The 20,963-nt window shown below is 36.9% G+C and carries 21 protein-coding genes and 1 pseudogene; 11 read left to right on the top strand and 11 right to left on the bottom strand.

The features are described 5' to 3' along the window. Positions 1 to 6: 6 nt before the first annotated feature. The 3 genes from OEV98_RS04645 (at position 7) to yunB (ending at position 2,690) form a co-directional block, all read left to right on the top strand. The gene (locus OEV98_RS04645; protein ID WP_263072045.1) at positions 7 to 1,386 is read left to right on the top strand and encodes a bifunctional metallophosphatase/5'-nucleotidase; all 1,380 of its coding nucleotides are present in this window, start codon (positions 7 to 9) and stop codon (positions 1,384 to 1,386) included. A gap of 97 nt (positions 1,387 to 1,483) precedes the next feature. Then, complete coding sequence (locus OEV98_RS04640) at positions 1,484 to 1,783, top strand: YunC family protein (RefSeq protein WP_263072044.1); 300 nt, start codon at positions 1,484 to 1,486, stop codon at positions 1,781 to 1,783. Between the two features lie 103 nt (positions 1,784 to 1,886). Continuing rightward, a complete protein-coding gene (yunB, locus tag OEV98_RS04635) occupies positions 1,887 to 2,690 on the top strand; it encodes a sporulation protein YunB (protein ID WP_263072704.1) in 804 nt (267 codons plus the stop codon). Between the two features lie 103 nt (positions 2,691 to 2,793). On the opposite strand, the gene OEV98_RS04630 is transcribed toward yunB, so the two are convergent. The 6 genes from OEV98_RS04630 to OEV98_RS04605 all read right to left on the bottom strand — a co-directional run bounded on the left by OEV98_RS04630 (position 2,794) and on the right by OEV98_RS04605 (position 8,646). Continuing rightward, positions 2,794 to 3,501: an ABC transporter ATP-binding protein gene (locus OEV98_RS04630; RefSeq protein WP_263072043.1), complete on the bottom strand. Its 708-nt coding sequence runs from the start codon at positions 3,499 to 3,501 to the stop codon at positions 2,794 to 2,796. Continuing rightward, a complete protein-coding gene (locus tag OEV98_RS04625; protein WP_263072042.1) occupies positions 3,494 to 4,282 on the bottom strand; it encodes an ABC transporter ATP-binding protein in 789 nt (262 codons plus the stop codon). Before OEV98_RS04625 ends, OEV98_RS04630 begins: the two co-directional genes overlap by 8 nt. Then, entirely contained in the window at positions 4,279 to 5,229 is a 951-nt protein-coding gene (locus OEV98_RS04620; protein ID WP_263072041.1) for a branched-chain amino acid ABC transporter permease, read from the bottom strand. The genes OEV98_RS04625 and OEV98_RS04620 overlap by 4 nt, the downstream gene beginning before the upstream one ends. Positions 5,230 to 5,239: 10 nt before the next feature. Next, positions 5,240 to 6,115, bottom strand: a complete 876-nt coding sequence (locus tag OEV98_RS04615) for a branched-chain amino acid ABC transporter permease (RefSeq protein ID WP_263072040.1) — start codon at positions 6,113 to 6,115, stop codon at positions 5,240 to 5,242. 72 nt (positions 6,116 to 6,187) lie between these two features. Beyond that, positions 6,188 to 7,354 carry an ABC transporter substrate-binding protein gene (locus OEV98_RS04610; protein ID WP_263072039.1) on the bottom strand — a complete coding sequence of 389 codons (1,167 nt, stop codon included), beginning with the start codon at positions 7,352 to 7,354 and terminating at the stop codon, positions 6,188 to 6,190. 284 nt (positions 7,355 to 7,638) lie between these two features. Then, entirely contained in the window at positions 7,639 to 8,646 is a 1,008-nt protein-coding gene (locus OEV98_RS04605) for a M23 family metallopeptidase (RefSeq protein ID WP_317633784.1), read from the bottom strand. Positions 8,647 to 8,888: 242 nt separating this feature from the next. On the opposite strand from OEV98_RS04605, the gene OEV98_RS04600 reads away from it, so the two are divergent. Next, positions 8,889 to 9,164, top strand: a complete 276-nt coding sequence (locus OEV98_RS04600) for a YutD family protein (RefSeq protein WP_263072038.1) — start codon at positions 8,889 to 8,891, stop codon at positions 9,162 to 9,164. 40 nt (positions 9,165 to 9,204) lie between these two features. On the opposite strand, the gene OEV98_RS04595 is transcribed toward OEV98_RS04600, so the two are convergent. Beyond that, complete coding sequence (locus OEV98_RS04595; RefSeq protein ID WP_263072037.1) at positions 9,205 to 9,465, bottom strand: cytosolic protein; 261 nt, start codon at positions 9,463 to 9,465, stop codon at positions 9,205 to 9,207. A gap of 227 nt (positions 9,466 to 9,692) precedes the next feature. Between OEV98_RS04595 and OEV98_RS04590 the strand changes: the two genes are divergently transcribed. Together OEV98_RS04590 and OEV98_RS04585 are read left to right on the top strand one after the other, a co-directional pair. Then, positions 9,693 to 10,130, top strand: coding sequence for a DUF86 domain-containing protein (locus tag OEV98_RS04590; protein WP_263072036.1), 438 nt, complete (start codon positions 9,693 to 9,695; stop codon positions 10,128 to 10,130). Positions 10,131 to 10,160: 30 nt separating this feature from the next. Continuing rightward, positions 10,161 to 10,928 (top strand): TIGR01457 family HAD-type hydrolase, encoded by a 768-nt coding sequence (locus tag OEV98_RS04585; RefSeq protein ID WP_263072035.1) that lies wholly within the window; start codon positions 10,161 to 10,163, stop codon positions 10,926 to 10,928. Positions 10,929 to 11,058: 130 nt separating this feature from the next. On the opposite strand, the gene OEV98_RS04580 is transcribed toward OEV98_RS04585, so the two are convergent. Beyond that, a complete protein-coding gene (locus OEV98_RS04580) occupies positions 11,059 to 11,562 on the bottom strand; it encodes a phosphatidylglycerophosphatase A family protein (protein ID WP_263072034.1) in 504 nt (167 codons plus the stop codon). 278 nt (positions 11,563 to 11,840) lie between these two features. Between OEV98_RS04580 and yutH the strand changes: the two genes are divergently transcribed. Together yutH and OEV98_RS04570 are read left to right on the top strand one after the other, a co-directional pair. Further along, positions 11,841 to 12,845, top strand: coding sequence for a spore coat putative kinase YutH (yutH, locus tag OEV98_RS04575; protein WP_263072033.1), 1,005 nt, complete (start codon positions 11,841 to 11,843; stop codon positions 12,843 to 12,845). A 166-nt stretch (positions 12,846 to 13,011) separates the two neighbouring features. Beyond that, positions 13,012 to 13,995 (top strand): 2-hydroxyacid dehydrogenase, encoded by a 984-nt coding sequence (locus OEV98_RS04570; RefSeq protein ID WP_263072032.1) that lies wholly within the window; start codon positions 13,012 to 13,014, stop codon positions 13,993 to 13,995. A 204-nt stretch (positions 13,996 to 14,199) separates the two neighbouring features. Here the strand turns inward: OEV98_RS04570 and OEV98_RS04565 are convergent. Further along, a pseudogene (locus OEV98_RS04565) lies at positions 14,200 to 14,494 on the bottom strand (NifU family protein). Positions 14,495 to 14,586: 92 nt separating this feature from the next. Here OEV98_RS04565 and OEV98_RS04560 point away from each other — a divergent pair. Further along, positions 14,587 to 14,922, top strand: a complete 336-nt coding sequence (locus tag OEV98_RS04560; RefSeq protein WP_407676489.1) for a YuzD family protein — start codon at positions 14,587 to 14,589, stop codon at positions 14,920 to 14,922. A 43-nt stretch (positions 14,923 to 14,965) separates the two neighbouring features. On the opposite strand, the gene OEV98_RS04555 is transcribed toward OEV98_RS04560, so the two are convergent. After that, complete coding sequence (locus tag OEV98_RS04555) at positions 14,966 to 16,033, bottom strand: NAD(P)/FAD-dependent oxidoreductase (protein WP_263072029.1); 1,068 nt, start codon at positions 16,031 to 16,033, stop codon at positions 14,966 to 14,968. Positions 16,034 to 16,471: 438 nt separating this feature from the next. Between OEV98_RS04555 and erpA the strand changes: the two genes are divergently transcribed. Further along, complete coding sequence (gene erpA, locus OEV98_RS04550) at positions 16,472 to 16,837, top strand: iron-sulfur cluster insertion protein ErpA (protein WP_263072028.1); 366 nt, start codon at positions 16,472 to 16,474, stop codon at positions 16,835 to 16,837. A 63-nt stretch (positions 16,838 to 16,900) separates the two neighbouring features. Here the strand turns inward: erpA and OEV98_RS04545 are convergent, their stop codons facing one another. Next, positions 16,901 to 17,899, bottom strand: coding sequence for an NAD(P)/FAD-dependent oxidoreductase (locus tag OEV98_RS04545; RefSeq protein ID WP_263072027.1), 999 nt, complete (start codon positions 17,897 to 17,899; stop codon positions 16,901 to 16,903). A 364-nt stretch (positions 17,900 to 18,263) separates the two neighbouring features. Here OEV98_RS04545 and OEV98_RS04540 point away from each other — a divergent pair, with 364 nt between their 5' ends. Continuing rightward, the gene (locus tag OEV98_RS04540; RefSeq protein ID WP_263072026.1) at positions 18,264 to 19,490 is read left to right on the top strand and encodes an NAD(P)/FAD-dependent oxidoreductase; all 1,227 of its coding nucleotides are present in this window, start codon (positions 18,264 to 18,266) and stop codon (positions 19,488 to 19,490) included. The last annotated feature ends 1,473 nt before the right edge of the window (positions 19,491 to 20,963 follow it).

Here is a 20,963-nt window from a genome sequence, read left to right as displayed (position 1 = left end):
ACGGTAATGATTGAAAAAATCTATATTTATCATACGAATGATGTACATAGCCATTTTCAATATTGGCCACGTATTCACGAGGAAGTTACGAGACAGAGGAAGCTACATGCCGCACGTCAGGAAAGCATGTTTGTATTTGATATTGGCGATCATATTGATCGCGTTCATCCGTATACAGAAGGAACGTTAGGAAAGGGAAATATTGACTTGTTAAATGCTGCAGGCTATGATGCTGTAACGATTGGTAATAACGAAGGAATCACCCTGCCACATGAAGCATTAGACAAGCTTTATGAAAATGCACAATTTGATTGTGTAGTAGCAAACCTATTTGCTGAGGATGGTACAAGACCAAATTGGGCGAAGCCGTATCAAGTTTTTGAAACGGACAATCATACAAAAATTGGACTCATTGGCGTTACGATTAATTTTCAATATTTTTATGAACCACTTCATTGGAAAGTCACTGATCCATTTGAAGCATTACAACATTGGGTTCCTATTGTGAAGGAGCAAACAGATATTGTGATAATTCTGTCCCATCTCGGATTATCGGATGATCAACGAATCGCAAAAGAGTTTCCTGGAGTGCATTTAGTATTAGGTGGCCATACTCACCATGTACTAATGAATGGGGAACTAGTAGAGGATTGCTTACTTGCCTGTACGGGAAAGTATGGTAATTTTTTAGGGAAGGTCGAGCTACATTATGATGTAGAAAAAAGAAAAATGGTTGAAAAAAAAGCGATTTTAATGGAAACGATGCAGCTTCCAAATACAATCGGTGAAAATCAACAGCTCAAAGCAATAGCGGAATCTGGGAAACAATTATTAAACAAGCCGATTGCAGACTTACCTTATACACTAGAAACGGATTGGTATCAAGATACAGAATTGAATCAATTGCTTTGTAGCGCGTTAACGGAATGGTGTCAAGCAGACTGTAGCTTTATTAATGCCGGTTTATTAGTGGCAGGACTAGAGAAAGGCATTGTTACGGAATATGATATACATCAAATTTGTCCACATCCAATCAATCCATGTATCATCCGTTTACCAGGAGCAGTTTTGAAGGAAGTGTTAGCACAAACATTTAATGATCCATATATTTCATTACAATTAAAGGGCTTTGGTTTTCGTGGGAAAGTTTTTGGGAAAATGATATATGATCAAATCACATTTAACGGAAAAGGGGCTGCTATGGAGATTTATATAAACGGGGAAGCGATAGACAGCAAACAATTATATACCGTTGCTACGATCGATATTTTCGCGTTTGCCCGTTTTTATCCTGAGCTCACACGAAGTGAAAAACAATTTGTTGTTCCAGAGTTTATGCGTGATTTATTAAAATGGAAGTTAAGTAACATGTTCCCACTAACATGATTTCTAAAATAGAATTAGGTAATCTGTGAGAAAAGCAGTAGATTATTCACATAATGTCCCTTCTTCTCATAAAATAGTAGGGAAAGGGGCGAGAACGATGATGGAAGTCAAACCTATTGTGATTGATAATCGGACCTTTCTTGCCGTTTCTGTAGAATTACCGAAAACAACCTTAATTGCGATTATGAGCGATATTGGCTATATTATGTGTGGTGCATTAGATGTTGGGCTATTAAATGATAAATTAAAGGATCGTAAAATTATCGCAGGAAGAGCAGTAGGGGTCCGAAGCGTGGAAGATTTATTAAATGCTGCGTTAGAGTCGGTGACAGATGAAGCCGAGCAACGAGGAATTAAAGTTGGAATGATAGGGAAAGAAGCATTATTACGAATGTAAGGAAATAGCTAAGAAAACGATCTTTCATAATTAATTTTAAATAATTTGCTTTATTTCCCTCCCTTCAAGCATAAACATAGCTTGTAAGGGGGGATTTTTATTGGTGAAATTTCGTCGCTATCGCAGCCGGTTTAGAAAATATAGACCAATGAAGCCACATAAACCGCTACCCTTTCGCTATGTTTGCTTGTTAACCTTTGTCTTTTTTTTACTATCTACCTCGATTGGCTTATGGATTGTGAATAAAGGGATCAAGCCAACCTTTATTGCCTATGCAGAATCGCAATCGGTAAATTTAGCTACATATGTGATGAATAAAGCTATCGAAGAGGAAATTGGTAAAGGTGGATTAAGTCTAGAAAATATTACAAAAGTAATTTCCTATGAAAATGGTACGCAAACGATATTTGATACGGAAAAAATTATTGAGATTTCCACAAAAATTACGAGTAATGTGTTAAAGCATATTAATGGATTAGAGCATGACCACACATTTTCAACAGGGCTAGCAACAGAAGGCGAAATTAATCAATTAGAAGTAGTGGAAGGAGAAGGCTTGAAATTTAAGGTTCCCTTTGGAAGAATTACAAATAACGTATTATTAGGTGGTATTGGTCCAGATATCCCGGTCAGTTTTCATGCCATCGGGGATATTCAATATAATTATGAGACGATTAGTGAGCCACAAGAAATAAATAGTACATGGTATGAAATCCGCCTACATATGGAGGTAGGTATTCAAATGATTGTCCCTTTTACTTCTGAAATGAAAATAATTCCGCGTGATGTAATTCTTGCCTCTGGTATTATTAAAGGAGAGGTTCCACAATTTTATGGTAGTGGAGGACAATTAACACCTTCCATTGTCGTACCAAATGATGAGGACCAAGAGGATAAAAAAGAGTAGCTGGAGTAAAGCGTGATTGCTATGAATAGAGAAAGAACTGCATCCCAAAGGTTAGCTTATTGCTGAAGCCTTGGTGCTGCAGTTCTTTTTTTTACTATCGAGCTTACATGCCTCCTAAATAGGCTTGTTTAATCCGTTCACTCGATTGAAGCTCCTTTGCTGTACCAGAAGCGACTACATTTCCAGTTTCAATTACATAGGCACGGTTTGCGATGGAAAGCGCCATGTTTGCATTTTGCTCTACTAATAGAATTGTCGTACCATTTTGATTAATTTCTTGAATAATCTGGAATATTTGTTTTACCAATAGTGGCGCCAATCCCATTGATGGCTCATCCAATAGGAGTAGTTTTGGTTTTGCCATTAAAGCACGACCAATAGCGAGCATTTGCTGCTCTCCTCCGGATAGTGTTCCAGCTAATTGCTTTTTTCGTTCAAGCAATCTTGGAAAAAGGGCGTATACTGCTTGCTTATCCTCTTCAATTGCCTTTTTATCTTTTCGAATATATGCCCCTAAATCAAGATTTTCTGCAACCGTCATATTAGCGAAAACCCTCCGGCCCTCGGGTACATGGGAAATACCTGATTGAACAATTGATTGAACAGGCTTGTTGGTTATTGATTGTCCGAAATAATCGATCCTACCGGTTTTCGGCCGTAGCAATCCAGATAAGGTTTTCAATAAAGTACTCTTGCCAGCGCCATTTGCACCAATTAAGGTAACAATTTCACCCGCTAATACTTCCAATGAAACACCCTTTAGTGCATGAATATTATCATAATATACATCGATCTCATCGACTTTAAGCATGCTCTTCACCCACCTCTTCACCTAAATATGCTTCGATGACCTTCGGATGTTTTCGTATTTCCTCGGGGGTTCCATGTGCAATCAATTGTCCATGATCCAATACAGAGATTTTTTCACAAACTCCCATGACGAGCTTCATATCATGCTCAATTAACAAAATAGTTAAATTAAATTCGTTACGAATAAAGCTAATTAGCTCCATTAGTTCTTTTGTTTCCTGTGGATTCATTCCGGCAGCAGGCTCATCGAGAAGTAGCAGCTTTGGTCCTGCCGCTAATGCACGAGCAATCTCTAATCTACGCTGTTGACCATATGGCAAATTTTTGGCCTTTTCCTCCTTTACATGATCCAAATGGAAAATTTTAAGAAATTCTATCGATTTTTCCTCCATTTCTTTTTCTCCAGAAAAATGTTTTGGAAAGCGGAAAATCGAGCTAAAGATTGAATGCTTTGCAAGAGAATGATAGGCAATTTTCACATTGTCTAAGACGGACAGCTCATTAAAGAGTCGAATATTTTGGAACGTACGACTAATCCCTTTGCGTGTTACCTTATAAGGCGGAAGTCCATTTATTCGTTCCCCGTTGAAGAAAATTTCTCCTTCGGTTGGGGCGTAAACACCGGTTAATAAATTAAAGACGGTTGTTTTGCCAGCTCCATTTGGGCCTATCAGCCCGATCAGCTCTCCTTGATTTAATTTTAAAGTAAAATTAGCTACCGCTCGTAAGCCGCCAAATCGAATACCTACATTTTGTATATGTAAGAGAGGGTTAGTGCTCAAAGGTTTTCCCCTCCTTTTAACGCATTCTTTTTACGAGATGTAAAAAAATCCGTTATTTCACGAGTGCCCATTAATCCTTGTGGACGATACAGCATAACGAGAATAAGAATAAGGCTATAAATAATCATTCTAGTCTCTGCATAATCCTGTAGAAAGGTAGAGACAATGGTAAGCAAAATTGCCGATAAGACTGCTCCTGATAAACTTCCGAGTCCACCTAATACGACGAAGATCAATATATCAAAAGATTTTAAGAAACCGAAACTTGCTGGTTGAATGATATAAAAGTTATGGGCATATAACCCACCTGCAATGCCTGCAAAAAAAGAACCAATTACAAAAGCAACGACTTTATAATAAGTAGTATTAATCCCCATCGCATCTGCTGCAATTTCATTTTCCCGAATTGCCACACAGGCGCGCCCATGCCGAGAATTGGTAAAATTAATAATGACAATTAGTGTAATAAGTAGACAAATATAGGAAATAGTCCAATTGGTAGTTCTCGATACGACCATTCCTGCTGCCCCACCGACGTAATCAATATTAAGGAAGATGATCCTAATGATTTCTGCAAATCCTAATGTGGCAATCGCCAAATAATCGCCTCTAAGCCGGAGCGTTGGAATACCAACAATTAAACCAGCAACTGCTGCAATGACTCCAGCAGCAAAAAGGGCGAGAGGGAACGGTAAAGCTAATTTCATCGTAACAATTGCAGATATATAGGCTCCAACTGCAAGGAAACCGGCATGTCCAATGGAGAATTGTCCGGTTATTCCTATGACAAGATGAAGACTAACGGCAAGAATGATGTTGATGGCAATTGTAATTAACGTATTAGTATAAAATAAATTAAAAACTTCCGTCGTAATAAGCAATTGAATTATGGTGTAGATAATAATCGCTAATAGCATAAATTTCCAAAATCTATTAATCATTTTCATTATTGTTCACCTACACTTTCTCTTTCGCATTTTTACCAAAAATACCGGAAGGTCTAAAAATTAAAATGAGGATTAAAATAATAAATGCAGCAGCATCTCGCCATAAGGAAAAACCACTGGCACTAACAACCGTTTCTACAATCCCTAAAAGGAACCCACCTACCATTGCACCAGGAATTATCCCAATTCCTCCAAGTACCGCAGCAATGAACGCCTTTAATCCAGGGATAATCCCCATAAGTGGATCTATCTTTGTATAGTAGATTCCGAAAATAACTCCAGCAGCTCCAGCTAATGCGGAGCCAATTGCAAAGGTAATAGATATCGTATTATCGACATTAATTCCCATTAGCTTTGCAGCATCTTGATCGTATGCTACAGCTCGCATTGCTTTGCCAATTTTGGAACGATGCACAATGAATTGCAAAAGAATCATAAGAATGACCGTTACACAAAGTATTAAGACGGATTGACTACTAATTTTTGCCCCAAAAATGTTGTATGTTTCTTTTGCAAGTACTTCCGGATATGCCTCAGGCTGTGCTCCGCGAAAATAGATAAAGATATATTCAATCAATAGTGAGACCCCAATGGCTGTTATTAAAGCAGCGATTCTTGTGGAATTTCGTAATCTTTTATAGGCGATTCGCTCAATAGTTACGCCTAAAATAGCGCAAACAATCATCGCTAATAATAGGGCAGGTAAGAAGCTTAGGTTTAATACAGAAATCGCAAAAAAACCTGTAAATGCACCTATCATAAAAACATCGCCATGTGCAAAGTTAATTAATTTAATAATTCCATAGACCATTGTATAGCCAAGTGCAATAAGTGCATAAATACTTCCGAGTGATATCCCGTTAAAAAATTGTTGTATCCACTCCACTAGTTTTCCTCCTTTAATAGATAAGGAAATTTGAAAAAGGGAGGATTGCGCCTCCCACTTTTCATGCCCAATTTACGGGTTGATTTTTGATTTAAATACTTGAACACCATCTTGATATTCTAATATTGTTGCGGATTTCACAGGATTATGATTTTCATCGACTGTAATTAATCCGGTAACAAGTAATAAATCCTTTGTATCTGCTAATGCATCCTTTATTTTCTCAGGTTCAAAGCTTCCGGCACGCTCAATAGCGTCCGCTAAGAAATAGATGGAGTCATAGCCAAGTGCATTAAATGCATCTGGAGATTCCCCGTTATATTTTTCCTTGAATTTTTTTACAAAGTCTTGAATAGTTGTATCTGGATCCTCTGCAGAATAATGATTTGTAATAAAGGTATTGTTGAGTGTATCAGCACCTGCAAGCTCTACTAATGTTGGAGAATCCCAACCGTCTGCACCCATGAAAGGCACTTCGATTCCCATTTCTCGGGCTTGCTTAATAATTAACCCAACCTCTGCATAGTATCCAGGAATAAATACAAATTCTGGATTTTTTGATTGAATGCGTGTTAATGTGGAACGAAAATCTGTATCTTTTGCAACATAGGATTCCTCTGCGACAATCGTACCACCAGCAGCTTCGAATGTTTCTTTAAATGCATCGGCAAGTCCTTTTGCATAGTCACTGGCACTGTCAGCATATATTGCGGCAGTTTTTATCCCTAAGTCACCTGTAGCAAAGTTTGCGGCAACAGTTCCTTGAAAAGGATCAATATAGGAGGTCCGAAAGACATAATCATTTACATCGCCATTTTCAGTGACCGTCACATTTGGACTTGTACCTGATGGTGTTAATAGAATCGTTTTTGTATCATTAGCAATTTGCGCCTGAGCTAATGTATTTCCGCTCGTAGCAGAACCAATGATTGCTAAAACCTGTTCTTCACTTGTTAGTTTAGTGGCAACACTAGCTGCTTCTGAAGGATCGGATTTATTATCCGATTTGATTAGTTCGATTGTTTTTCCATCTATTCCACCGTTGGCATTTATTTCTTCCACTGCCAGATCAACTCCTTCGGCGATAGATTGTCCATAGGATGCGACATCGCCTGAGAGCTCTAAATTTGCTCCAATCTTAATGGTATCCCCATCTCCTGAAGAACTACTAGAACAACCAGCTAAAATACCAACTGCGAGGCTAGATGCTATTAGTATTTTGGTGAAGCTCTTTCTCATGAATAAATCCTCCTTAATATTTATTTAATTTTTCCGATAAGGATAGGTAAGATTAAAAGAGCGAGAGAATTGGAGTGATTATTTATCAGAAAAATTAATCATTAATAGAATAAGTCTTATTTTTTTAATAATGTGATTAATTCGATTAAATAGTTTTTTGTTCCTAACTATAGCTATTCCAATAGAATGTAAAAAATACCTATTGTAAGTTTTTCTCCAAAATAAAAAGGCAATGATAATTTCAGCTATCATTTGCCTTCTATTTCAGTACAATTGTATACTTATTAATTTCTTGCTCGTGCTTTTTGTCTTGTTTGTCGTTCCCAAAGTTTTAAATGAGGATATGGATCGAAGGACCATTCGGTTTTCCCATTATCTTTATACATTCCATAGTGAAGATGTGGTGGGAATTTACCAGATGTTCCGGGTGGACCATATCCGGAGCTACCGACACTACCGATAAGTTGTCCAGGTCTGACAATGTCGCCAATCTTTAAATCTTTAGCATAGCCATTTAAATGTCCAAAATAATGATACGTATTATTTATATCGCGAATGCCAATACGCCAGCCTCCGTACTTATTCCATCCTTTCAGCTCCACAATTCCATAACAGGTGGAAAAAACATTGACACCATAATCTGCAAAAATATCGGTACCTTCATGAATTCTTCTTCCGCCCCAGCCTCTCGCGTCTCCCCAAGTATCCCGATAACTGTAATTTGCTCGTAATGGGAGAGGAAAATGATGTTCATATAAATCTAGAGTACCAAAGGCTTTATACATCTTTGCAAAGCCAGTAATTATTCCGACTGCTTTATCACGCTTGTAATAATCCCATAGACCGATTTCTAAGTTATCTTCATCTGACCCGTATTTATGCAAATAATTGGCAAAGGTATATAATGCGTCTTCTGGATTATTGGAATCTGCCTTTCCATCGCCATTGCCATCCATACCTATGCCATTAAAAATTAGAATCGATTTTGGATTGGTATCAGCCTGATTCGGATTAATTGGTCCACTCCATTTTTCTGGAGGAAAATATATCCCTAATATTCCCTCAGGATCTGGTAAATCTTTACGAACCTTGCGGATATTTCTTTCATATTGGTCCACAGCTGCGATATAATACCAAGGAATATTAGTAATTACTTCAATGTTTTTATATATAATCATCCGTTCTTCCAATAGCTTTGCTTGATCCTTTTGCACTGCAGCAGCATTTTGCAGCGGAAAGGTCCCGATAAAAAGAAATATTATGGCAATGCTCATAATAGTGAAACGCAACATTGGTCCTCCTTTCCAATTACTAGCATTAGTTTATGAGAATAACTTAAAATAATAATTGATATTTTTTGGAAGTTTTCCATAAGCGCTCCCTTTTTTCTTATCTTTAGGTAAACAGATGAAGGAAAGGATACGTTGTTCAATATTTAATGTTTTTCTATCTGCAATTGTAAAATTGTTACTGTTCTTGCCAATAATGCGTTATAATTTCTCTAAGTATGTGTGAATGAAAGGTGGTTTGAATTATGGTTTGTATACAAAATGTCTGCTATGAAATAGTTGAGGAACGGAGAAGCGGGTTCAACGAGCAAGCATTTCGTGACCGATTCAGTGATATATTAATTCGCTATGACTATATCGTTGGTGACTGGGGTTATGGTCAATTACGATTAAAGGGATTCTTTGATGACCAAAACCAAAAAGCTACATTTGATACAAAAATTAGTACAATGACCGAATATTTATATGAATACTGCAATTTTGGCTGTCCATATTTTGTGTTAAAAAAAGTAGATAAATAAATCGAACGAAGAATAAGAGCTCAATGAAAAATTGAGTTCTTTATTTTTGTTCATCATCGTGTGGAGGATGGGCGTCATCCATTTGTCTTGGCATTCCTTCATGCAGTGCTTTGAACCCATAATTATAGGAACTGTAGGGTCTTTGACCATCCTGCCATTTACTTGATTTATTCTCTACTGGTTTCTCCACTCCAAAAGCAGATCCATATGCTCCTTCTGGCATCTCCTCGGGAACTAAATAATTTTTTCCTGCTTCCACATTGGTAAAGTCTGAATAGCCATTCGATTTTTCCTTTGCCATTTGATACACCTCCACAAGAGAATGTTACCTGTCTATAGCTTGTTCCAAAGCATGAGAAACTATGAAAAAATTATCGTATTAAAGTGAGGTGAGACAATAAATTGCTTAATGATTTCGTCCATGCTCGACTAATTTATGGTAAGATGGAAGGGAATTTAGAAAACCTTTTCTTTATATCTTTTGAAAGCATGAAAATTTAATTATTAGCATTGAAGGGAGAAGGGCGTATGTATTTTGTGGATCGGGAAAAAATTGAAGATACATTAACTTTTATGGATATGCAAATGCAGACATTTCATACAATTACTGATTTACACGATGAATTTCAAAAACTTGCACTAGAGCGAGTCGTTCATACAATGATTGAATCGGTACTAGATGTGGGTAATGCAATGATAGATGGCTTTATAATGCGCGACCCAGGTAGCTATGATGACATTATTGATATCCTGTTGGATGAAAAAGTGATAAATGAAGACATGGCCATCCATCTGAAAAAGATAATTTTATTAAGAAAAGATTTAGTACAGCATTATATTTCTGTGGATCATAAGAAGATTTATGAAACAGTTCAACAGGAATGGACTAGTGTAGAAAAATTTCCTGAAAGAATCCGGAACTATTTAATAAATGAATTAGGCCCAGTGTCTGCCTTTCGAAACTAATAAAACAACAATTGCTAGGAGTAGTGTAAGATGAGACGGTATAACGGATATTTAATTGATTTAGATGGAACAATGTATAAAGGAACTGAAAAAATCGAGGCGGCAAGTCAATTTGTCCAAACATTAGTGAGGGAAAAAATTCCGTATCTTTTTGTGACAAATAATTCGACTCGAACCCCAGAGCAGGTTGCAGAAAAACTAATGGATTTCGATATTCCTGCTACAAAGGACCAAGTATTTACAACTAGTATGGCAACTGCAAACTATATTTACGAGCAAAAACCGGATGCAAAAATATATTATTTTGGTGAAGAAGGGCTAACCTATGCCTTAAAGGAAAAAGGCTTCACCTTTGCAAAAGAAGATGCAGAATATGTAATTGTTGGTCTTGATCGCGAAGTTAATTATGAAAAATTTGCGATTGCATGCTTAGCGATTCGGAATGGGGCTAAATTTATTTCTACGAATGCTGATATTGCCTTGCCTTCAGAGCGTGGTTTTCTACCAGGGAACGGGTCATTAACGGCACTTGTAAGCACCTCTACACAAGTAAATCCAGTGTTTATTGGTAAACCCGAATCGATAATTACGGAACAAGCAATGAAAGTACTTGGTACGAAAAAAGAAGAAACGATCATGGTAGGGGATTATTATCAAACCGACATTTTAGCCGGAATGCGAGCAGGTATTGATACGCTATTAGTACATACAGGTGTTACAACAAAAGAGCAATTAAAAGAATATGATAAGCAACCAACATATTCGATAGATTCACTCGCTGAATGGAAGTTTCTTTAATTACAATTAATACTAAAAGAAAAACCTTTTCTACCAACTATTTTTGGCGGAAAAGGCTTTTTTTGCATATAGGAAGATGCTCTAGCAATGGAGAGATATCCATGATTTCCGATCCTTGCTAATAAGCTTATTAATCAGCATTTGCCGCACGATGTGCCAGACGACTGGAAGCGGCAGCTGCAATGGCACCTACAATATCATCTAAAAAAGTGTTGCATTTCCCAGTTGATTTATCATTTAATTCCTTTAAAATTCCTGGTTTTAATTTATCGATATACCCGTAATTAGTAAATCCTATAGAACCATATACATTCACAATCGAGAATGCCAAAATTTCATCTACTCCATATAAGCCTTCATCTACTGCAATAATCGTTTGGAGTGGTTCTTCGAGCATTTTCTTTTCTGCTAAAATATCTAATTGGATTCCAGTGAGGATAGCATTTTGTACTTCCCGTTTAGATAAAACGGATTCGACATTTTCTATGCAATCCTCCAATTGTAACCCAGGATGATAATTTTTTTGTAAAAATAATACGAGTTCCGCAATATCCTCTAAGCGAACACCTCTTTCTATTAACATCTTTTTTGCAGTGTTCTCCGAGTTGTTTAAACTACTTTCTTTTTTTGTCATACGTATCACCTTTTCTTCTATAGTTTTATTCAGATGATTATGCCCATCTAGCGGAATGATCCTGTTAAAAATAACTAACGATCATGGCAATTTGCTTTCCTATTTTTTCCTACTCCGCAAGGTTTATTCTGTCATATCAACAGAAAACAATCGAATATATAAATTAAAGGTTAAACATAACATTAATTATAGCAGTATTTTTTCAATTAAGAAAAAATTATAACTGAATCAAATTGTGAAGATACATCATGGAATCAAAAAGGGGGAGCGTGATTTGCATGAATGATTTTTTTAAAGACATATATGGTCTCGAAGGTCTACAGCCGATTCCTTTTCATCGATACCAAGCTTTTCGAAATCAGCAGTTTATTTATATTATGATTCCGGTTTTTGAAAGTGAACAAGGGGAAATTGTGGAGCGTTTTGAGCTGACACGACAATTACAAGGTGCTGGAGAAAAATATGTTCCGAGCTTTTATCCGACTAAAACCGAAAGCTATATTAGTGAATATGATAATCAATATTTCGTGCTCTTACAATTATCAAATTGGAAGGAACAATCCTTTCGTCAGCTTGGAAGAAGATTAGCAAAATTTCATAGTCGTGGCTTTCAAACAACAAGACAGGTGAATGCACTAAATCGAGTTGGGGAGTGGAAGCAATTATGGGAGGCAAGGCTTAATCAAATGGAAAATGTATGGCAATCAGTTGTATTGAATCGCCCAGCAGATGAGTTTGAAAAATTGTTTGTCGATTCTTTTCCCTATTATAATGGTCTTTGTGAAAATGCTATCCAATATTATGTTGATACTAATATTGATGAAGTGCCACAGCCAATTGATTATGGTACAATCTGCCATGAACGGTTTATTCGAAAAACTTGGGATGGAGAAGTCATTTGGAAAAATCCATTTGATTGGGTAGTAGATCATCCGAGTCGCGACTTAGCGGAATGGACACGGGAGTTATATTTACAGCAATCACCAGTTTATCACAATCAATTACGAAATTTTCTTCATCAATATCAATCCGTTATACCACTTTCCGCATATGCTTGGCGCTTATATTATTCGCGGTTACTGTTACCGCTGCATTATTTACAATGTATTGAAACATACTATACAACTAATTCAGAACAAATAAAGCGGGAAATGGCAGATGTATTGGCTCGTTATTTGGAAAGATCTGAAGACTATGAGCGATTTTTATATGGATTTTATGAGGTTGTTGAGGTTCCTACAAGAAATATGAGCATTCCCATTGTAAGTTGGTTAAATAAGTGACGGATTTATTCTATTATTGTATTATAATGGTAAACTAATTATTGTAATATTATAAAATGAACGGAAGTAACCAATCTCCTGTCTTATGATGGGCAGGAGAAAGTGGAAATGGACAAGGGGAGCCAAGGAATTACTTGTCGTGAAACTTTTTGGAGGAGGAGTATTCATGAGTAAAAGACCATATGTGTATGTGACAAGAAAAATGCCAGCTAAAATGATTAACATTCTTGAAAGCGTAGCAGAAGTAGGTATGTGGGAAAGTGAGGAGACACCGGTACCTCGTGAAATCTTATTGGAGGAAGCAAATAAAGCAGATGGATTATTTACCGTATTAGCTGATCAAATTGACGAAGAGCTTTTTCAAGCTGCTCCAAATTTAAAAGTGGTTGCTAATTTAGCAGTTGGTTTCGATAATATCGATGTTCAAGCAGCTACGAAACGTGGAATAGCAGTATGTAATACACCAGACATTTTAACGGATACAACTGCAGATTTAGCATTTTCGCTTGTATTAATGGTCGGAAGACGTTTAGCAGAAGCAGTAGAGTGTGTGAAAACAGGTAATTGGACAAGCTGGAGCCCATTCTTTATGGCTGGTGCAGACGTTCATCATAAAACAATTGGTATTGTTGGCATGGGAAGCATTGGGGAGGCAGTGGCGAAACGAGCACTTGGCTTTCAGATGAACGTAATATATCACAATAGAAATCGGAAAATCGAGACAGAAAAGGCACTAGATGTCTCCTATCGATCATTTGAGGACTTAGTTGTTGAAAGTGATTATATAGTTTGTTTAACCCCACTGACTGATGCAACAAAAGGTATGTTTTCCAAGGAAGTTTTTCGAAAGATGAAAAATACAGCATATTTTATCAATGCCTCTCGTGGCACAGTTGTAGTGGAAGAGGATTTAGTAGAAGCTCTTCGCGAAGGAGAAATCGCTGGTGCAGGGTTAGATGTGTTTCATCAAGAGCCAATCGATCCAAATCATCCATTATTGCAATTTCCTAATGTCGTGGCACTGCCGCATATTGGAAGTGCGAGTGTGGAAACTAGAGGTGCTATGATAGTACATTGTTGTGAAAATATTGCTGCTGTACTAAAAGGGGAAACGCCTGTTAGCTTAGTTAACAAAGAAATTAAATGTTAATTTAATAAAAGTAATTTCTTGGAGGAAAATAAAAAGCTTGTTGAGGGAAAATCCGCAACAAGCTATCATTCATCTGAATCAATGAAAATACATTCAAGCTACCGAATCGATAAGTTGATTGGTTGAAAAAGTAGGAATGAAAAAACATTTTCTTTATTTGTTCTGTGGCACAAATATTAAATTACAGGTATGAAATGTTAGAAATTAAAATACTTGTTCTACTTCTACTACACCTGGAACTTCTTCAAATAGTGCACGTTCGATTCCTGCTTTTAATGTGATTGTTGAACTTGGACATGTTCCACATGCACCGAGTAGACGTAGTTTTACAACGCCGTCTTCCACATCGACAAGCTCGCAATCGCCTCCGTCACGAAGAAGGAATGGACGTAATTTATCTAATACTTCTTGTACTTGATCTTTTAGTTCTAAACCAGTCATTTTTAGCACTCCTTTCTCTCTGATTCTTATTATAATAGGGATATAAGGAAAAATCCATTTGTTAATTCTATTTGTCAAATCTTTGCTTGTTATCTCTATTTTATGTGCAACTTAAAATTTTGTAAAATGATTTGGTGGGAGGAAATGAAATTGGGCCATTTTAAACCTGTGGAAATTACAATATATGGGGCAGAACAAATTTGTGCGAGCTGTGTAAATTTACCATCCTCGAAAGAAACCTATGAATGGCTGGAGGCTGCACTGACTAGAAAGTATCCAAATCAGCCTTTCTCAATGAATTATGTGGATATTATGAATCCTCCTGCTGAAGAAAAGCTTCAAGCATTTGCACAACGTGTTATTGAAGAGGATATGTTTTATCCAGTAGTATTAATTGAGGATCAAATTGTAGCTGAAGGAAATCCCCGCCTAAAAACAATTTATGTGGAAATGGAAAAGTATGGCTACCAGGCACCGACAGTATAAGACATAAGAAAAAGGCTGATGCTTGCTGGCATCAGCCTTTTTCTTATCCATTATGGAATTTATATAGCCATAAAATACCAGATTTTAATAATCGAGGTACTCTACCTGTAAGGGTATGATCGGCGACTAAACCAAAGCCTTGTTTCCTTCCTAATGAGCCTAGCACACCTTTTAATTTCATTTCTGGCATTTTTTCTGGTAGTTCTTCCTGTTTCCACCTACTTAATAAAACTTGCACGATTTGTTCTGCCTGTGCTTCTGCTAGCTGTGCACTTGGTGCAAATGGTAGGCTAGCACAGTCGCCAACGACATATACATGCTCGTTTGCTGGAAGATTATGATAAGGTGTGAGCAATACTCGACCCTGTGCATCCTTTTCTACCTCTAATTCACGAACAAGCTTGTTTGGTTGAATCCCTGCTGTCCAAACAATTACATCTACTTCAATTGGATCGTCGTGATTATATAAAATACCTTCTTCGACTTTTGTAATATTCGATTCATTAATGACTTGAATATTATGCTCTTGAAACCAGTTAGTTACAAATGTACTTAATTTTTCAGGAAATGCAGAAAGGATATTTTTACCACGATCATAAATACGAATATCGAGGTCTGGACGACTTTCATGCAATTCACTAGCTAATTCTACTCCACTTAATCCAGCACCAACAATTGCTACCTTTGAATAGCCAGGTAAGTTATTTAAAGCTGAATACGTTCTTCGGGAAGCTTCAATTGACTGAATTCCATAGGTATATTCATTAGCACCTGGAACAGAATGATACTTATCCTCGCAGCCAAGACCAATGACTAAGTCATCAAATGGAATGGTACCCTGGCCATTAACACTCACTAGCTTTTCTACAATATTCATTTGTGTAATCTCCCCATACACAATGGTCAATCGCTCATGCTCTGGAAAGGTAACGCGAACATGCTGATCAGGTAACGTTCCAGCTGCTAGTGCATAAAATTCTGTTTTTAAACTATGATAAGGTACCTTATCTATTAGCGTAATGTGAACATCCTCAGGTAGTTGATCTGGGAGTAGCTTTTGCATAATTTTCATGCCCCCATATCCCCCGCCTAACAAAACAAGCTTTCTCATGAATTATTCCCCTTTGGTCGTCTGATAAATAGTTTGATAACACTACGAATCTTATTTTTGAAAAGTATTAAACTACTATGAAACCGCAAACATACAGATATAAAAATTATATCGAAATTATAAGAAATTAACAATTGGAATTGTATATTTCAGCAAAAAAACGAATATAAGATAAGATGACGGATAGGCTCTTGTAAAGTGTATTCACCAATGGGAATAACGACTACTTTAAGGGTAGGGTTATTATGGTAAGAAAATAGGCTGCACGATAGTTGAGTCCGTGCTCAAATAAATATATACTATAATTAAGACGAACAAATTTATTGGCGAACCGTAAAATTACATTACTCACATTTATGACGACATATTTCCTCATGTATAAATCATAAGGAGCAACGTATTATTTATAAATAGTTAGACTAAGGGAGGTTTGGCAAAGTGTCAGAGCAAATCGTACATTTGACAGAAGCAGCAGCACTGCAAATTAAAGATATGATGAAGGAAAATAACGAAACAGATGCATTTTTACGTGTCTCCGTTAAAGGCGGTGGATGTACTGGCCTTTCCTATGGAATGGGTTTAGATCATGAAGTAAAAGAGGACGATATTTTACTTGAACAGCATGGCTTGAAACTAGTTGTGGATAAAATAAGTGCACCAATTCTATCCGGCACGAGTATTGACTATAAACAATCATTACTTGGCGGCGGATTCACCATCGATAATCCAAATGCGATTGCAGCATGCGGCTGTGGCGCATCATTCCGTACGGCAAAGGCAGCTGGAACACCAGAGAGATGTTAAATGCCATAAAAAAAGGATGGCTATTGTCATCCTTTTTTTATAGTTATATTCTTAACGGTTTCATTAATCTTCAAACATCGACGTACTATGTAATGGTTGTACTCTTGCCTTTGGATCAATAAATGTTTTCGCATTGTTAATCGCAATTGGACCTTCACCAAAGCCAGTAGCAATTAACTTCACTTTTCCGTCATATGTACAAATATCTCCTGCCGCATAAATTCCAGGAATATTCGTCTCCATTTTCGAGTTAACAACAATAGAATTTTTCTGAATATCTAATCCCCATTCCTTAATAGGTCCTAAGGAGGAAACAAATCCATAGCTTACAACTACTTCATCAACATCTATTGTTTCCGTATCTTCCCCTTTTGGTGCTTGTAAAACTAATTGCGTAATTTTTTCCTCATTACCGACAATACCAACGGGAACCAATGGGGTTTTGATATCTATACTAGAATTGTGTAATCTTTCAACACTATGTTCATGTGCTCGGAATTTATCCCGACGATGAACAATGGATACTTTTTTCGCAATCGGCTCGAGCATTAAAGACCAATCAACTGCAGAATCTCCGCCACCTAATACAACAACATTTTTATCCTTGAAGTAGGATAAATCATTAATAAAGTAATGAAGGTTTTTTCCTTCATATTTTTTTCCTTCTTCAAGCTCCAATCGTCTTGGTTGAAATGCACCATTTCCAGCAGTTATAATTATTGCCTTCGTATAGTGAACCTCTTGATCCGTTATTAACTTAAATGAACCATCTTCCAGCTTTTCTAGTTTTTCAACTGATTGTTCTAAACAAATGGTAGGATCAAATAATTTAATTTGCTCCGTTAAATTGTTAACAAGCTCCTGTGCACGAATTTTTGGAAATCCAGCTACATCGTAAATATATTTTTCTGGGTAAAGGGCAGTTAATTGTCCCCCCAATTGTGGTAAGCTTTCTATTATTTTAACGGTTGCCTTGCGTAACCCGCCGTAAAATGCCGTAAATAATCCAGTGGGACCTCCACCAATAACAGTTATATCATATATTTGCGTATCTTCTTTCAAAGGTATCCCTCCAACAATTTTTTCACTTCATTTTATCATAAATCTACTTTATACGACAGAAATACACCTATCCGGAAGGGGTTTATTACATTAGCTAATTGGGTTCGGAGGTTTTTACGTCTGAGATAATTTTTTCCTTGAAATAAATGCAAAAAAAAGCTAAAATAATATAGTAAAAGTGCTTTTGATTGTGAAAACTTTTGCAAACTTTAGTGAATATTATCACAAAGTTTTATATGTTGTTGTTGTTTTTCTTGACAAACTTATTTGTTAACAAAACAAAGTGACATACATTTTTTGCGAATACTTGTAGAAAATGAAAACAAGAGTATTCTTTTCAAATACAAATATTTAAACTAGAAGGGTGACAACAGTGAATAAACCAAAAGTCGTTATATTAGGTGCCGGTTACGGTGGACTATTAACAGCTGTTCGTTTACAAAAATTAGTTGGTGTAAATGATGCAGAAATTACTTTAATAAATAAAAATGATTACCATTATGAAACAACATGGTTGCACGAAGCTTCTGCTGGTACATTACATCATGATCGTGTACGTTATAATATCGCAGATGTCATTAATAGAAGTAAAGTAAATTTCGTTCAAGATTCTGTAGAAGAAATTAAAGCAGATGAAAAGAAAGTAATTTTAAGTAATGGAGAAGTTACTTATGATTATCTAGTAGTTGCTTTAGGTGGAGAATCAGAAACATTTGGAATTAAAGGCTTAAAAGAAAATGCATTCACTATTACAAGTGTAGATAGTTCTCGCCAAATTAGAGAGCATATTGAATATCAATTTGCTACTTATAGTGCAGAAGCGGACAAACAAGAGGAACGTTTATCTATAGTTGTCGGTGGTGCTGGATTTACCGGAATTGAATTCCTTGGAGAGCTTGTTAATCGTATTCCTCAACTATGTAAAGAATATGAAATTGAACAATCAAAAGTTAATATTTATTGCGTAGAGGCTGCACCTATGGCTTTACCTGGATTTGACCCAGGACTAGTAAGCTATGCAACTGCATTATTAGAGAAAAAAGGTGTAGAATTTAACATCGGAACTGCCATCAAAGAATGTACTCCTGAAGGTGTGTTAGTTGCGAAAGGTGATGAAGAACCAAGATTAATTAAAGCAGGTACGGTTGTTTGGGCTGCTGGAGTTCGCGGAAATGAAGTAATCGAAAAATCAGGCTTTGAAAATATTAGAGGTCGTGTAACAGTGGATAGCCACTTAAGAATGCCTGCACATGAAGATATTTTCATTCTTGGTGACTGTTCTGCAGTTATTAATGAAGAAAATAACAGACCATTCCCACCAACTGCGCAAATTGCAATGCAACAAGCAGTACTTACTGCGAAAAATATTGCATCCTTAATTCAAGGAAAAAATGATCTTAAAGAATTTACTTTTGATAATAAAGGTACCGTATGTTCTTTAGGTGAACATGATGCAATTGGTGTAGTATTCGGTAAAAAATTAACTGGATTTAGCGCATCCTTCATGAAAAAAGTAATCGATAATCGTGCCCTATTCATGATCGGTGGAATTCCATTAGTATTGAAAAAAGGTAAATTTAACATTTTTTAATGCTTAAGGTAAAAGGAAGAAAGCAAGCTGTTTAATGCAGCTTGCTTTTTTTTTGTTTTTCGTTAGAGAACGGGTATCAACAGGAAAGGGAGAAAGAAATGGAGACGAAATCCGTTAGAGAACTGGTATCAACAGGAAAGGGAGAAAGAAATGGAGAAGAAATCCATTAGAGAACGGGTATCAACAGGAAAGGGAGAAAGAAATGGATACGAAATCCGTTAGTGAACGGGTATCAACAGGAAAGGGAGAAAGAAATGGAGACGAAATCCGTTAGTGAACGGGTATCAACAGGAAAGGGAGAAAGAAATGGAGAAGAAATCCATTAGAGAACGGGTATCAACAGGAAAGGGAGAAAGAAATGGAGACGAAACCCGTTAGAGAACGGTTATCATTAGGAAACGGAGAAAGAACTGGATACGAAATCCGTTAGTGAACGGGTATCAACAGGAAAGGGAGAAAGAAATGGAGACGAAATCCGTTAGAGAACTGGTATCAACAGGAAAGGGAGAAAGAAATGGAGAAGAAATCCATTAGAGAACGGGTATCAACAGGAAAGGGAGAAAGAATGAGTGACGAAATCCGTTAGAGAACAAGTATCAATAGGAAAGGGAGAAAGAAATGGAGACGAAATCCGTTAGAGAACGGGTATCAATAGGAAAGGGAGAAAGAACTGGAGAAGAAATCCGTTAGAGAACGGGTATCAACAGGAAAGGGAGAAAGAAATGGAGAAGAAATCCGTTAGAGAACGGGTATCAACAGGAAAGGGAGAAAGAAATGGATAAGAAATCCATTAGAGAACGGGTATCAACAGGAAAGTGAGAAAGAATGAGTGACGAAATCCGTTAGAGAACGGGTATCAATAGGAAAGGGAGAAAGAAATGGAGACGAAATCCGTTAGAGAACGGGTATCAACAGGAAAGGGAGAAAGAAATGGAGACGAAATCCGTTAGAGAACGGGTATCAATAGGAAAGGGAGAAAAACTAGTGACGAAATCCGTTAGAGAACGGGTATCAACAGGAAAGTGAGAAAGAATGAGTGACGAAATCCGTTAGAGAACAAGTATCAATAGGAAAGTGAGAAAGAACGAGTGACAAAATCCGTTAGAGAACGGGTATCAATTGGAAAGCGAGAAAGAACGGGAGACGAAATCCGTTAGAGAACTGGTATCAACAGGAAAGGGAGAAAGTAATGGAGAAGAAATCCATTAGAGAACGGGTATCAACAGGAAAGTGAGAAAGAATGAGTGACGAAATCCGTTAGAGAACGGGTATCAATAGGAAAGGGAGAAAGAAATGGAGAAGAAATCCATTAGAGAACGGGTATCAACAGGAAAGGGAGAAAGAATGAGTGACGAAATCCGTTAGAGAACAAGTATCAATAGGAAAGGGAGAAAGAAATGGAGACGAAATCCGTTAGAGAACGGGTATCAACAAGGAAAGGGAGAAAGAAATGGAGAAGAAATCCGTTAGAGA

Source organism: Perspicuibacillus lycopersici (assembly GCF_025660475.1).
Classification (GTDB): Bacteria; Bacillota; Bacilli; order Bacillales; family Caldibacillaceae; genus Perspicuibacillus; species Perspicuibacillus lycopersici.
This window is presented reverse-complemented; position numbering and strand designations above follow the sequence as displayed.